The 13,622-nt window shown below is 71.5% G+C and carries 14 protein-coding genes; 8 read left to right on the forward strand and 6 right to left on the reverse strand.

What is annotated here, in order from left to right; genetic code table 11:
- Positions 1 to 125: 125 nt before the first annotated feature.
- From ACFQRI_RS21185 to ACFQRI_RS21195, 3 genes are all read right to left on the reverse strand, one after another.
- Positions 126 to 518 carry a hypothetical protein gene (locus tag ACFQRI_RS21185; protein WP_380671307.1) on the reverse strand — a complete coding sequence of 131 codons (393 nt, stop codon included), beginning with the start codon at positions 516 to 518 and terminating at the stop codon, positions 126 to 128.
- Positions 519 to 627: 109 nt separating this feature from the next.
- Complete coding sequence (locus ACFQRI_RS21190) at positions 628 to 1,116, reverse strand: glutathione peroxidase (protein ID WP_380671309.1); 489 nt, start codon at positions 1,114 to 1,116, stop codon at positions 628 to 630.
- 117 nt (positions 1,117 to 1,233) lie between these two features.
- The gene (locus ACFQRI_RS21195) at positions 1,234 to 2,790 is read right to left on the reverse strand and encodes an IclR family transcriptional regulator (protein WP_380671311.1); all 1,557 of its coding nucleotides are present in this window, start codon (positions 2,788 to 2,790) and stop codon (positions 1,234 to 1,236) included.
- A gap of 207 nt (positions 2,791 to 2,997) precedes the next feature.
- On the opposite strand from ACFQRI_RS21195, the gene ACFQRI_RS21200 reads away from it, so the two are divergent.
- From ACFQRI_RS21200 to ACFQRI_RS21215, 4 genes are all read left to right on the forward strand, one after another.
- Entirely contained in the window at positions 2,998 to 4,341 is a 1,344-nt protein-coding gene (locus tag ACFQRI_RS21200) for an MFS transporter (protein WP_380671313.1), read from the forward strand.
- 11 nt (positions 4,342 to 4,352) lie between these two features.
- The gene (locus ACFQRI_RS21205) at positions 4,353 to 5,336 is read left to right on the forward strand and encodes an NAD(P)-dependent oxidoreductase (RefSeq protein ID WP_380671315.1); all 984 of its coding nucleotides are present in this window, start codon (positions 4,353 to 4,355) and stop codon (positions 5,334 to 5,336) included.
- A 21-nt stretch (positions 5,337 to 5,357) separates the two neighbouring features.
- Complete coding sequence (locus tag ACFQRI_RS21210) at positions 5,358 to 6,008, forward strand: RraA family protein (protein ID WP_380671317.1); 651 nt, start codon at positions 5,358 to 5,360, stop codon at positions 6,006 to 6,008.
- A gap of 98 nt (positions 6,009 to 6,106) precedes the next feature.
- The gene (locus ACFQRI_RS21215) at positions 6,107 to 6,706 is read left to right on the forward strand and encodes an ABATE domain-containing protein (RefSeq protein ID WP_380671319.1); all 600 of its coding nucleotides are present in this window, start codon (positions 6,107 to 6,109) and stop codon (positions 6,704 to 6,706) included.
- 185 nt (positions 6,707 to 6,891) lie between these two features.
- On the opposite strand, the gene ACFQRI_RS21220 is transcribed toward ACFQRI_RS21215, so the two are convergent.
- Complete coding sequence (locus ACFQRI_RS21220; protein WP_380671321.1) at positions 6,892 to 7,497, reverse strand: MBL fold metallo-hydrolase; 606 nt, start codon at positions 7,495 to 7,497, stop codon at positions 6,892 to 6,894.
- A 279-nt stretch (positions 7,498 to 7,776) separates the two neighbouring features.
- Between ACFQRI_RS21220 and ACFQRI_RS21225 the strand changes: the two genes are divergently transcribed.
- Both ACFQRI_RS21225 and ACFQRI_RS21230 read left to right on the forward strand, forming a co-directional pair.
- Positions 7,777 to 8,871 (forward strand): LLM class flavin-dependent oxidoreductase, encoded by a 1,095-nt coding sequence (locus ACFQRI_RS21225; protein WP_380671323.1) that lies wholly within the window; start codon positions 7,777 to 7,779, stop codon positions 8,869 to 8,871.
- 111 nt (positions 8,872 to 8,982) lie between these two features.
- Entirely contained in the window at positions 8,983 to 10,287 is a 1,305-nt protein-coding gene (locus tag ACFQRI_RS21230) for an MFS transporter (RefSeq protein WP_380671325.1), read from the forward strand.
- A gap of 124 nt (positions 10,288 to 10,411) precedes the next feature.
- Here the strand turns inward: ACFQRI_RS21230 and ACFQRI_RS21235 are convergent, their stop codons facing one another.
- Positions 10,412 to 11,080: a haloacid dehalogenase type II gene (locus ACFQRI_RS21235; protein ID WP_380671327.1), complete on the reverse strand. Its 669-nt coding sequence runs from the start codon at positions 11,078 to 11,080 to the stop codon at positions 10,412 to 10,414.
- 91 nt (positions 11,081 to 11,171) lie between these two features.
- Here ACFQRI_RS21235 and ACFQRI_RS21240 point away from each other — a divergent pair, with 91 nt between their 5' ends.
- A complete protein-coding gene (locus ACFQRI_RS21240; RefSeq protein WP_380671329.1) occupies positions 11,172 to 11,759 on the forward strand; it encodes a TetR/AcrR family transcriptional regulator in 588 nt (195 codons plus the stop codon).
- A 61-nt stretch (positions 11,760 to 11,820) separates the two neighbouring features.
- Here the strand turns inward: ACFQRI_RS21240 and ACFQRI_RS21245 are convergent, their stop codons facing one another.
- Entirely contained in the window at positions 11,821 to 12,768 is a 948-nt protein-coding gene (locus ACFQRI_RS21245) for a GlxA family transcriptional regulator (protein ID WP_380671331.1), read from the reverse strand.
- Positions 12,769 to 12,889: 121 nt separating this feature from the next.
- Here ACFQRI_RS21245 and ACFQRI_RS21250 point away from each other — a divergent pair, with 121 nt between their 5' ends.
- Complete coding sequence (locus ACFQRI_RS21250) at positions 12,890 to 13,519, forward strand: cysteine hydrolase family protein (RefSeq protein WP_380671333.1); 630 nt, start codon at positions 12,890 to 12,892, stop codon at positions 13,517 to 13,519.
- Positions 13,520 to 13,622: the final 103 nt, after the last annotated feature.

A 13,622-nucleotide genomic window follows, 5' to 3' on the forward strand; every position in this document is an offset into this window, starting at 1 on the left:
GCTGCCGGGCTGTGCGCCGCGGCGGGGTCGGCAGCCGGGACGACACACGCGCGTCCGCGCCGGGACCGCCGCAGGTCGCGCTCAGCGCGGTGCGCGAATCCGTCGTCGTGCGCGGGCTCCCGCGGCTACCACATCACCTGGCTGCCGACGATGACGGCGACGACGAGGGAGAGCGCGAACGCGCCCCACGCCATCCCCGCCCAGCGCAGGCCGGTCCCGCCGCGGCGGATGGAGAGCACGCCGCCGACGGCGCCGAGGATCAGGCCGATGAGCAGGCCCGCCGGCAGGATCGCCATGAACACCCCTTGGGTCACCGTGCTGATCTCGCCGCTGGGGCAGTGCAGGGAGCCGGGGGTGAACGTGCAGGCGTCGCCGAAGGCCATGGCGGCGCTGAGCGTCCAGAGCGCCACCAGGCAGCCCCCGGCGAGCAGCAGCAGCACGAGCAGCGCTGCGGCCGCCGCGATGCCGAGCCACCTGCGGCGCTTCGGCGTCGGGTGGTCGTCTTGCGGGCTCGTCACGGTGCTCTCCCCGGTCGCGATGGGTCCACTTCGGTGCGCCGAGGTTAGTGATCGCGCTGCGCGGAGCGCATCCGTAGAAGTACTCAGGCGCGCGGCCGGGGTCGGCGGGTCAGGCGGGCAGGAGCTCTTCGAGCGGCTCGACGACTTCGAAGGAGTTCGGGATCGTCTGCGGGGCGAAGCGGGCGGCGACAGTGCCGTCGGGGGCGACGAGGAACTTCTCGAAGTTCCACCGGATGTCGCCGCTGTGCCCGTCCGCGTCGGCGGCCCGGACGAGCTTGGCGTACAGCGGGTGCCTGCGCTTCCCGTTCACCTCGATCTTCTCGGTGAGCGGGAAGGTGACGCCGTAGGTGGTCGTGCAGAACTCGGCGATCTCCTCGGGCGTTCCGGGTTCCTCGGCCGCGAACTGGTTGCACGGGACGCCGAGCACGGTGAAGCCGCGGTCGGCGTAGGTCCGCTGGAGCTGTACGAGCTCGTCGTACTGCCGGGTGAGGCCGCACTTGGAGGCGACGTTGACGACGAGGAGGACCTCGCCCCGGTACTGGGCGAGGTTCGCGGGGCCGCCCTGGAGCGCGCCGATGTGGACGTCGAGGATGGACATGCCGGCGATGCTAGGCGGCCTCCTGCCCGGTGTGCCGGGCAGCCTTCGGCCGCACCATGCTCCCGAGGCCGGCGCGAGGGGCTGAACCGGCTCGCGGGCCCGGCGAGACGCCGAAGACTAGGTCGTGAGCAGGCGCGTGATCTGTTCCGCGGTGCTCGTGAGCGCCGCGGTGAGCTGTGCGACGTCCAGCTGGTCCTTGCGGAACCGCGGAATGGTGAGGGTTACCGAGCCGGCCACGCGTGCTCCTTCGAAGAAGGGGGCGGCCAGCCCGAACGCGTCGGGGATCCGCTCGCCGTCGGCCTCGGCCCAGCCGCGTTCGCGGATGGCGGTCAGATCGCGTCGGAGCTGTCCTCGTTCGGTCCGGGTTCGCGGGGTGAGCGGTTCGAGGGCCTGCTGCTCGACGACCTGGGAACCGGCGTGCGCGAGGATGGCCTTCCCGGCGGCCCCGGCGTGGAGCGGGATGGGGGTTCCCGGGGCGAGGCCGTAGTGCACCGGGTTCGGCCCGGCGACCACCGTGGTCATGACCGCCGTCGCGGTCTCCTGGTCGTACACCGCGAGCGCTGCCGTCTCGCCCGTGTCGGTGGCGAGCCGGGCGAGGTCGGGGGCGAGCACGTCCGGCAGCGGCGGGCGCTCTCCCAGCACCGCGGCCCAGCGCAGCAGCAGCGGTCCCGCGATCAGCTGCTCGGTCGGCGTGGTTCTGGCGATGCCGGACGCCTCCGCGGTGGCCCGGAGCTTGCTCACCGTCGAGGGGTTGGCCCCGACGCGGGTGATGAGCTCGCGTCCCGGGGCCACGCCGTGCGGTTGCGCGGCGAGGGTGGTGAGCAGGCGCTCGAACCGCCCCAAGGCGGTCGAATCCGCGTTGTCGGACGAGCTGGGGAGACCGGCGTTCGAAGGAGTAGGTGAGCCCATCGGGATCCGGCTGAGCGCAGCCGCCGCGTCGCGGACGAGCGGGGCGATGCGCGCCAGGTCCTCGTCGGTGGTTGTGTAGCGGGGACGGGTGGCGGAAATCGCGGCCTTCTCCCCGGACGCGGTCTCGAACGGTGCGGCGACGCCCGACGCGAGCGCGATGTGCTGACCGACGCTGGTGATGTAGCCGGTTCGCTCCGCGTGCGCGAGATCGGCGGCCAGCTGGTGGCGATCGACGATCGTTTTCTCGCTGAAGCGTTGCAGCTCCACGCCGTCGAGGGCGTCCAGGCCGATCGAGCTCAGCAGCGCCTTACCCGCGGCGCCGGCGTGCAGCGGCAGGATCATGCCCGGCGTGAGCTGGTAGCGGACCGGTCCGTCGTGCTCGTGCAGCATCGCGAGGAAACCGGTCGTCGGCAGCGGCCCCCGGACGACGACCATGATCGTCGCCTCGCAGGCGGAGGAGAGCTCGGCGAGCACCGCGGCCGCTCTGCTCAGCACCGGGTGCTGCGCGTGCAGCTGCGCTGCGATCACGCGCAGCCGCGGGCCGACGTGGTAGTTGCTGGAGTCGGCTTCGACGAGGCGGCGCTCGGTGAGGCCTCGGAGCACGCGGTTGACCGTGCTGCGGCTCTCGCCGATCTCGGCGGCGAGCTCGCGCACACCCCACCCGTGCGGACGGGGCCGCGTGATGAGGGTGTCGAGAACGCGCACGATGCGTTCGTTGCCCGCGACCGGGCCGGTCGCGGTGACCTGCGCAGCATCGAGATTCATCTCGCAGCGGTGATCGGCCGCCATCCCACCTCGCTTCGTCGTCGCGGCCCGGTTCGGCCCGGGCGCGCCCCTTGCTCTCACCGGCCGCCTCCCCGGGGACGCGCGGCGGCCGGGACGGCACGGCCTTGACATCTCGGGAAGCCGCACCGAAACTCTAGCGCACATTAACTGAGACGCTGTCCCAATTTTTACAGCAATGGAGCTGGCATGTCCATGACCGATGTCGGTGACGGGCCCGCGGCCTCGACCGCGACCCGGAAGAGAGAAGCGAAGAGGGCGACCGCGGCCGCCGTGTTCGGCACGTTCGTCGAGTACTACGACTTCAGCGTCTACGGCTACGTCGCCGCGACGCTGTCGACCGTGTTCTTCCCGAGCGAAGACCCCGTCCTCGGCTTGCTGAGCACGCTGTTGGTCTTCGGTTCGGCCTTCCTCGTCCGGCCGCTCGGGGCGATCTACTTCGGCCGTCTCGGTGACCGGCGCGGCAGGCGCACGAGCCTGATCGCGTGCATCACGTGCATGGGGCTGGCCGCCGGGCTGACCGGTCTGCTGCCGGGGTACGCACAGATCGGCATCTGGGCACCCGTCCTCCTGGTCATCCTGCGACTCCTGCAGGGGTTCTCCACGGGTGGCGAGATCGGTGGCGCGGCCGCCTACATCCGGGAGTGGGCTCCGGAAAGGCGTCGTTCGCTGTACATCTCGTTCGTCCCCAGCGTCGGGAACTTCGGCAAGGCGCTCGCCGCGGGCATGACCGCGCTCGTCGCGAGCGCCGTGCCCGGCGAGGTCATGCTCAGCTGGGGATGGCGCATTCCCTTCCTGCTGGCGATCCCGCTCGGCGTCCTCGTGCTCGTCCTGCGACTGCGGGTCGAGGACAGCCCGGAGTTCGTCGCGGCGCAGAGCCGGCAGGACTCGCAGCGGAGCGCCGGTGCTCCGCGTCGCCCCGTGCGCGAGCTGTTCAGCGGGCACCGCGCCGCCGTGGCCAAGGTCATCGCCATCGCGCTGGTGCAGAACATCGGCACCTACGTCGGAACCGTGTTCGTCGCGGTCTACCTCAGCGACGTCCTCGGGTTCACCAAGGCGTCGTCCTCGACGATCGTGCTGATCGCGGTGCTCTTCGCGGCGGTGCTCATCCCGGCTGCGGGCCACCTGGGCGCGAGGATGGGCGGCAAGCGATTGCTGATCTGGTCCTACGCGGCCTACATCGTCGTGGTGGTCCCCGCTTTCGCGCTCATGAACCAGGGATCGGTCGGGCTCGCCGTCGCGGGGCTCGCGCTGAGCATGGTGCCCTACGCGCTGTGCCAAGCCGGGACGTACGGAACCATTCCCGAATTCTTCCCGGTGCAGGTGCGGCACACCGGCGTCGCGTTCGGGCACAGCACCGGCGCGGTGATCGGCGGGGGTGGCGGTCCGTACCTGGCCACCTGGTTGATCGATGCCACGGGCAGCACCTTCGTGCCCGCGTTCGTCCTCGTCCTGTCCGCGGCGCTGGGGCTGATCGTCGTCGCGCTCGCGGTCCGCCCCGCCGCGCCCGGAACCAGCCACCTCTACCGATAGCGAGCACCACCTTGCCTACGATCTACGTCTCCGACCCGGTGCACGACGACGTGCTCGCCGATCTCGCCACCGACGGCGTCGTCCACCTCGGGTACGGCGCGAACGCCGTCGACTACGCCGACGTCTGCGAATCCGTCGACGCGGTCCTGCTGCGCGCCGAGGAATTCCCCCGCGGCAAGATCGAAGCATCCCCGAGGCTGCGGATCATCGCACGTCACGGGGTGGGGACCGACAACGTCGACCTCGACGCGGCACGCGAGCACGGGGTGTGGGTGACCATCACCCCCGGCGGGAACGCCAGGGCGGTCGCCGAGCACGTCTTCGCGCTGATCCTCGCCCTGGCCCGCAAGGTTCCCGAGGCGTCGAACCGGACCCGTTCCGGGGTCTGGGGCGAGCGCAAGGACGGCCTGACCGGGGTTGAGCTGAACGGCCGTGCGCTGGGGCTCCTCGGGCTCGGCAGCATCGGTCGCAGGGTGGCCGGCATCGGTCGAGCCTTCGGCATGGACGTGCTGGTCAGCGATCCCGCGGTGGACGCCGAATCGGCCGAGGCGCTCGGGTGTCGGCTCGTGGGCCTCGAAGAACTGATCAGCAGCTCCGACGTCGTCAGCCTGCACGCGCCGCTGCTGCCCTCCACGCGCCACATCATCGGATCCGCGCAGTTCGACGAGATGCGCCCCGGAGCGCTGCTCATCAACACCTCGCGCGGCGGACTGGTCGATGAAGCGGCCCTGGTCGCGGCGTTGCGATCCGGGCGGCTGGGCGGGGCGGGGTTGGACGTCCTGGAAGCCGAGAGCGACAACATGCGCGACCCCGTGTCGTGCAACCGATTTCCGATCGACGAGTTCGACAACCTGCTAGTCACCCCGCACGTCGCCGGTCAGACGGACGAAGCGCTGGCCGAGGTCGGGGGTGCGGCGGTGGCCTGCGTTCGCAGCGCCCTGGCAGGTGGCATCCCGGACAACGCCGTCGTCACGCCTCCGCGCGCGGCCGCCTGAACCCACCGAAGGAGCAGTCTCGTGTTCATCGACGCACCCACCGATTCGATCACCGTTTCCGCACCGCACGACCGTCCAGAACGCTCGCTGCTGGCCCGCCTGGGCAAGGCCCCCGCCGCCAACGTCGGAGACGTCTTCCAGCGCATGCTCGTCCTCGACGGAGGCATTCGCGCCTGCACGGAAGCGACCGCTCTGGTCGGCACGGCTCTTCCCGTGCACACCCGTGCCGGCGACAACCTCGCGATCCACCGCGCTCTCGACGAAGCCCGGCCGGGAGATGTGCTCGTCATCAACGGTCAGTCCGATCGCACGCGGGCGGTCATCGGTGACCTCATCGGCGAGATCATGGCCAGCCGGGGAGTGCTCGGTGCGATCGTCGACGGTGCGGTCCGCGACGTCGCGGCGCTCTCGGCGCAGGGCTTGGCGATCTTCGCTCGTGCCGTCACCCCGGCGGGCCCGTTCAAGAACGGGCCGGGAAGTGTCGGTTCTCCGGTCGCCGTTGGCGGTGTCGTCGTGTCGCCCGGCGACGTCGTCGTGGCCGATGCCGACGGCGTGGCCGTCGTTCCCGCCGGGCGTGCTGCCTGGGCGGCGGAGCGCGTCGAGGAGGTCGTGGAGCACGAGGAGCGGCTGCGCAGCCAGATCATCGCTTCCCGGGACGCGACCTCGAGGTGACCAGCGCAGGACGTCCGCGGAGCCCGGGTCGGGCTCATGGCCGGGTTCGCGCATCCGTCGGAGAAGTCACGGTTGTGCGCGAGCTGTACCATGAGGTCATGACGGAGTCCCTGGTCGAACGGACTGGCCTGCCGCCTGCGCAGGGCGAGGAGGAGCACTTGGCCCTCGCCCTCGCCAACACCGCCATCGCGCTGCCCGGCGAGCAGGTGGTCGACCTCCTGGGGACGCCCGCGCAGGCGAACGACTGGCTGGTGGGGTGCGGGCTGGCTCCAGCGGACGCCGACCTGCAGGAGATGTGCGCGGCGCAACTGCGTTCGCTGCGCGAGCAGATCAGATCGCTGTTCGCCTCCCGGGTCGCCGAGGTGCCGGCGCTGCCCGCTGCGGTGGCGGCCGTCAACGACGCGATGACGCGCGTCCCCGTCGCGCCGCTGCTGCAGTGGGACGACAAGACCGGCCCGTACCGCACTCAGCCGCACCCCACCACGGCGATCGTCGAGCACGCCTTGGCCACCCTGGCCGCCGATGCCGCCGACCTGCTCACCTCCGCCGACGCCGAACGCCTCACCGCGTGCGGCTCCACGCCCTGCAACCGCTTCCTCCTCCGCCAAGGTCGCCGCCACTGGTGCTCCGTTCGGTGCGGAGATCGTGCTCGCGCCGCCCGCGCCTACGCCCGCCGCGGCCGCGCCGGTGCGCAATAGCGCCGCCCGGGACTGGAGTTCGGTCCGGGGCTTCGTCGCGCGGTAGTGCTGGGCGCCTCGAGTCATGATCGCGTCAGGTTCTGCGCTGCTGTCATCGAACGCGCTTGGAGACCCGGCCTTTCGGTGGGGTGACGCCGAAGGCCGGGTCGTTGCCGGGAATTCGGGTGCTTCTGAGGAAGCGGGGTTCAGACCGGGGTGTCCTCGTCGGGGGTGAAGGCCTTCCCGTGGCCGGGGACGATCAGCGCGGGTTCTAGGTCGAGGATCTTCCGGCGGGAGGCTCGCAGGGTCTCGTTGTCGGTGGAGGTGGGGTCTTCCGCTGGGCCGGTCGCGCTCCACCAGGCGTGGGTGAAGACGATCGTGCCCTCGTCGGTCTTCGCGACGGTGGTGATGTCCTGCGGGGTGTGGCCGGGGGTTTCGATCAGCCGGATCGAGGGCGAGAGCTGGTAGCCCTCGGCGGGGCGGTCGTACCAGAGGTCGCCCCGGTAGATCGCCCAGACGTCGTGGGCGCGCGCGTTGGGGAAGAGCGCTGCGTTGAGGGTGTGGTCCGGGTGGTGGTGGCTGAAGACGACGTCGGTGATCTCCTCGGGGCTCAGGCCCGCGCCGGCGAGCGGATCGAGGATGAGCTTGCGGTCGTCGACCATGCCGGGGTCGACGACGACGGCGCGGTCGCCATCGCGCAGCAGCGAGACGGTGGAGGCGACCTGCCAAGGCCTCTCGAAGCCGTCCCGACCCGCGTTGCGCGGATCGCGGACGTCGTAGCCGGAGGTGAGCAGGGTGAATTCGGCGGTCATCCGACGCGCTGCTCCTTGGTCGTGGATGGATGACATGTCCGGCCGCAGGCGGTGCGCCCGTGCCGGGGGTGTTTGAGTCCCGCCGATCGCGGCGCGGGGCGGGACGGGGTCGGCCGGAGGTGCTCGACCCCGCTCAACCGCTTCTCACGGTACATGTTGCAATCATCCGTGACAAACAGCTAGGGTCACGGATGCAACTCGGACCTTCCGTGAAGACGCGCCGGGCGCGGCGCATGCACGGGTGGGCATTCGCCACGCCAGACACCCTGAAGGAACCTCGTGAACGACCTGATCGAGGGCGCGGCTCGCGGCTGCGCCCCCGCGCCCCTGTCCGTCCTCGACACGGCCCTGGCCGGTCGCGGTGTCAGCGCCGCCGATGCGCTGTCCGGCAGCATCGCGCTGGCGCGGCTCGCCGATCGGCGTGGCTTCACCCGCTACTGGGTTACCGAACACCACTCCATGCCAGGAGTTTCCGCATCCAGCCCCGCCGTTCTGCTGGCCCGCCTGACCGCGCACACCTCGCGGCTGCGGCTCGGTGCGGGGGGAGTGATGCTGCCCAACCACGCCCCGCTGATCGTCGCCGAGCAGTACGGCCTGCTCCAAGCCCTCGCCCCGGGCCGCATCGACGTCGGACTCGGCCGCGCCCCCGGCACCAACCCGTCCACCGCCGACGCTCTGCGCCGCGGCCGCTCGGCCGAGGACTTCCCGGGTCAGGTCATGGAGCTCCTGCGCTTCCTCGACGACGACTTCCCCGATGAACACCCCTATCGCCAGCGCGTCTACGCCGTGCCCGGACCGGCCCAGGACCGTCAGAACGACGTGCCGCAGGCGGCCGGTCGTCCCCAGGTCTGGTTGCTGGGCTCCTCGGGTTACTCCGCCCAGCTGGCCGCGCACCTCGGCCTGCCCTTCGCCTTCGCGGGTCAGTTCTCCCCCGTCGGCGTCGCACCGGCGCTGCAGCTCTACCGCGACCGGTTCGCTCCCTCGGCAGTGCTGGCCGAGCCGTACGCGCTCGCCAGCGTCAGCGTCATGGCCGCGGACGACGAGCTCGAAGCCCTGCGGCAGACGCGCAGCTACGCGCACGCGATGATGCGCATGCTCCAGGGCAAGTCGTTCCTCGTGCCCACGCCCGACGAGGCCGCGTCCTACCGCTACGCGAACTCCGAGCAGCAGGTGCTCGACCACTGGATCAGCAGCGTCCTGCACGGCACTCCCGAACAGGTCACCGCGCACCTCGACCGGCTGCACGCGGACGCCGGTCCCGACGAGATCATGCTCGGCTCGGCGGGGCACACCCCGGAGGCGCTGCTGCGCTCCACCGAACTGCTCGCCGACGCCTGCGCGATGCCGTCGGCGCCGGCTGCCGCCGCCCGCTGATGCGCCTGCCCTGAATCCCGGGACCTGCGCGGTCCTGCCGGTGGCCTGGGCCGTCGAGCGGCGCAGCGCCCGCACCACCGACCTCGCCGAACGTTTCGCAACGGAGGCATCATGCACGACGCCGAGGCCAAGCCGCCCAGCCCGCAGGCGAACGCCCCCTCGCTGACCGGGACGCAGAAGCGCACCCTCGCCGTCCTGCTGGTCTCCCAGATCTTCAGCGGGGTCGGGCTGGCGGCCGGGGTCACCGTCGGCGCGCTCCTGGTGCAGGACATGCTCCGTTCCACCGCCCTGGCCGGGCTGCCCAGCGCTCTCCTCACCGCGGGTTCGGCCGTTGCCGCCGTCAGCATCGGGCGGATCTCCCACGCCCTGGGGCGCCGTCCCGGGCTGGCCGCGGGCTACCTCGCCGGGGCGCTCGGGGGCGCCGGGGTCGTAGCCGCGGCCAGCCTCGACCTCCCCGCCCTGCTGGTGATCTCCCTCGTCCTCTACGGCGCGGGCACGGCGGCCAACCTCCAGGCCCGCTACGCCGGGGCCGACCTCGCCGCTGCTCGAAATCGCGCGCGCGCCGTGTCCACGGTCCTGGTCGCGACCACCTTGGGCGGTGTCGTCGGCCCGAACCTCGCCGCTCCCGCCGGTCATCTCGCGACCGCTCTCGGCCTGCCCCCTCTGACCGGTCTTTTCCTCGTCTCCGGCGCCGCCTTCGCCGTCGCGGCGCTGATCCTGATCGTCTGGCTGCGCCCGGACCCCCTCGTGCTCGCCCGTTCGCTGGCCGACGAGCCGGAGGACGCGCCCCGCGTCGGTTCGGGTGCGGTGCCCGAGGATTCGAAGCACGCCGAGCGCCGCCACCCCGGGCTGTGGCTCGGCGTGCTGGTGATGGTCCTGGGTCAACTCGTCATGGTCGCGATCATGACCATGACCCCGGTGCACATGCAGGACCACGGGCACAGCGCCGCGGCTTCCGGACTGGTCATCGCCTTGCACGTCGGCGCGATGTACCTGCCGTCGCCGCTGGCCGGAACGCTGAGCGACCGCTGCGGACCGAAGCGGGTGGTGATCGCCTCCGGGCTGGTTCTCCTGGCTGCCGGGGTCATCGCCGCCGCCTCGCCCGACGACTCCGTCGTCCTGCTCGCCGTCGCGCTGGTGCTGCTCGGCGTCGGTTGGAACTTCGGCCTCGTCAGCGGCACCACCATCCTCACCAACGCCGTTCCCGTCACCACTCGCGCGAAGACCCAAGGCGTGGTCGACGTCGCCGTGGCGGTAGCCGGCGCGACCGGGGGCATGGCCTCCGGCGTCGTCGTCGCAGCGGCCAGCTACCCGCTCCTGGCCCTGACCGGCGCCGCGCTCGCGCTCGTCGTCCCAGCTGCCATCGCGATCTCCGCGAGGCGCGCGCTTCCCGGAGATCGAGCGGGACGACCTTGAACCGGTCGCCGGATCAGGCCCCGGGAGCACGAGTCGCGGGGCCGCGTGGAGAAATGCCGCTGGTGCGACGCCGCGAGGTGCGGGCGCCGTCGGCGATCGCTGCCCGACGCGAGCGAGACCGCGGTCAGGTCAGCTGGAGCAGGCGGTCGGCGACCTCGGTGAGATCGCGCCCGTGCACGTCGGCCGGGGTGTACACGTCGCCGTAGCGACCTTCGAGCCGCTCGCACCAGCCGGCGAGGCAGCCGGCGCGCTTGGCGCCGTGGCAGTCCCAGGCGTGCACCGCCACCAGCGCCGTGTTCTCCGGCGCGGCCCCGAGTTCGCGCGCGGTCAGGTGGTAGATGGCCGGGGCGGGTTTCCACGTGCCGGCTCGGTCAGCGGTGACGACGTCGTCGACGAACCCCGCCAATCCGGCGTTCTCCAGAAATCCGGCCGTGTTCTGCGGATTTCCGACGGTGAGGCAGCCGACGGCCACGCCGGCCTCGGACAACCTGCGCAGCGCCGGCTCGGCATCGGGATGGGCGGGCAGCTCGCGGAATCCGTCCAGCACGTGGTCGATCTCGTCCTCGCTGGCGGTGTGCCGAGCATCGGTGCGCAGCGCCTGCCGAGCCACCGGGTAGAACTCGGCGCGGTCTCCGCTGAGCGTCAACGCCATCGAATCCCGCTGGAATCGCATGAACCAGGGCTGCAGCAGCTCGGCGGGCTGACCGATCTCCTCCAGCCGCCCGGCCAGTGCCTCCACGTCGAGCAGGGTTTCCAGGACGTCGAAGGCCACGGCGTGCACGCGAGCTGTCATGGGGGCTTCCTCCTCGGAGGGGCGTGGAGTGATCGTTTGGTACGTTGGGAACGTACATACCGGTTTGTATAGTGTCCATGCGGAGGCATCGATGGCCGGTTCGAGGACCGGGAGCGGGGGTGGCCGCAGTCCGGCTGCGGAACGCATCCTGACCGTGGCGTCCCAGCTGTTCTACGAGAAGGGGATCAGAGCCGTCGGGGTCAACGCGATCGCTGACCGCGCGCAGGTCACCAAGGTGACGCTCTACGCCCACTTCGGTTCCAAGGACGGGCTCGTGGCCGCGCACCTGCGTTCTCGCGACGCGCGGTGGCAGGCCGAGCTGGGCGAGCGGTTGGCGGCCGCGGGAGCGCCGGGCGAGCGGCTGGCCGCGATCTTCGACGCCTACCAGGCGTGGGCGGTGGCCGATGACTTCCGCGGGTGCGGTTTCGTCAACGCCGCGGCCGAGCTCGCCGATCTCGACCACCCCGCGCGCGCGGTCATCAGCGAGCACAAGGCGAGCGTCGCAGCGCAACTGGAAGACGCGGCCGCCGCTGCCGGCTGCCCGTCGCCCGGCGAAGTGGCGGAGGAGTGCTTGCTCCTGCTCGAAGGCGCTGCGGTCACCGCTGCGCTCCGGCGCGACACCGAACCGCTGCAGCGGGCCCGCCGTGCTGCGCTGCGCCTCTTGCCGTCCTCGAACTAGCCGGGCGCTCCCTTCGGTGCGCGGATCGGTCCGAGTTCGGGCGACGCGGACGCCGGTCGGCTCACGGCGCGGCGGTGAAGCGGAGCCGGTAGGAGGTGGGGGTGGTGTTGTAGTGCTTGACGAAGTTCTGCCGGAACGTGACGGCACTGGTGAACCCGCACGATTCGGCGATGCGGCTGACGCTCCAGGTGGTGGTTTCGAGGAGCCTGCGCGCCTCGTCGAGGCGGTGGATCAGGACCCATCGCGCCGGGCTCATGCCGGTGGTTTCGCGGAACCGGCGGGAGAAGTTGCGCTGGCTCATCGACGCGTGCTCGGCCAGGTCTTCGACGGCGAGGGACTGGTCGAGGTTGGCCAGGGCCCAGGCGATGGTCTGGCCCATGGGGCCGTCGTCGCTGCTCAGCAGCGGTCGTTCGATGTACTGGGCCTGGTCCCCGTCGCGGTGGGGTGCGATGACCAGGTGGCGGGCGATGGTGGTCGCGGCTGTCGATCCGAGGCGGGTGCGGATGACGTGGAGGCAGGCGTCGAGGGCGGACGCCGTGCCCGCCGAGGTGAGCACGTCCCCGTGATCGAGGTAGAGCGCGTCGGCCTGGATCTGCACGGCCGGGTGCTGTTCGGCCAGTTCGTTGGCGGCGGCCCAGTGCGTCGTGGCGGTGCGGCCGTCGAGGATTCCGCTGGCGGCCACCGGGAACGCGCCGAGGCAGAGTCCGATGATCGTCGCGCCGCGCGCGTGCGCACCGCGGATGCGCTCGATGAAGGCCGGCTCGGGCGCGGGGAGGTGAGCGGGCCAGGACGGGAACACCAGCAGGTCGGCCGAAGCGGTCGCGTCGGGTCCGGAGAGGTCGTCGATGACCACTCCTTCGTCGGCGCGCACCGGGCGCCCGTCGGAGCTCCAGACGGTGGTGCGCCAACCGTCCGGGACGGTCTGGCGGGACACCTCGCCGAAGGCGAGCAGCGGCGCGGCCAGGTGGAACGTCGTGATCCCGTCGAAGGCGTGGATGGCGATCCGCATGGTTGGCCTGATTTCATCGAAGGTGGTCTTCCCTGCCACTCACGGTAGCGCGCCCGCGCTCAGCACGATGGGCGTGGCGGTTCACCCGGCCGCCGCTCGATCGTCCGAGGAGGATTTCGCAGTGAACGCCCCGCGCCGTGCTCTCGTCGTCATCGATGTCCAGCAGGAGTACTTCCAGGGACCGCTCGCCGTCCAGCACCCGCCGCGAGACGAGTCGCTGCCCCGGATCGCGCGGGCGGTCGACAGCGCCGTCGAGGCAGGAGTGCCGGTGATCACCGTCCAGCACGAGTACCCCGCGGGCGCACCGGTGTTCGCGGTCGGATCCGAGGGCTGGCAACTGCACCCCGAGATCGAGCGGCGTGCCGAGGCCGCCTCGAAGCACGTGGTCAAGGGCTTCTCCAGCGTCTTCACCGCCGGTGACCTGACCGAGTGGCTGCGCGCCAACGACATCGACACCCTCACGCTCGTCGGGTACATGACCAACAACTGCGTGCTGGCCACCGCTGCTGCGGCCGAACCGCTCGGATTCGCCGTGGAAGTGCTCTCGGACGCCACTGGTGCCATCCACCTGGCCAACGAAGCCGGGAAGGTCTCGGCCCAGCAGGTGCACGAGACGCTCATGGTCCTGCTGCACTCCAACTGGGCGGCCGTCTCCGACACCGACACCTGGGCGGGGGCCGTGTCGGACCAGAAGCCCCTGCCCAAGAGCGACCTCGGCACCTCTGCAGTGCGGGGTCAAGCCGCCCGCTGACCGGAGCGCAGGAGGGGGCGTTCGGCCGCTGAGTCGAGCGCCCGCTGCTCCACCTCAACCGCGCTGAGGCGGAGCACGTCCCGGGCGTCCGCGGACCCGGAAG

Origin of the sequence: Saccharopolyspora griseoalba (genome assembly GCF_042665275.1) — a bacterium.
Taxonomy (GTDB): Bacteria; Actinomycetota; Actinomycetes; order Mycobacteriales; family Pseudonocardiaceae; genus Saccharopolyspora; species Saccharopolyspora griseoalba.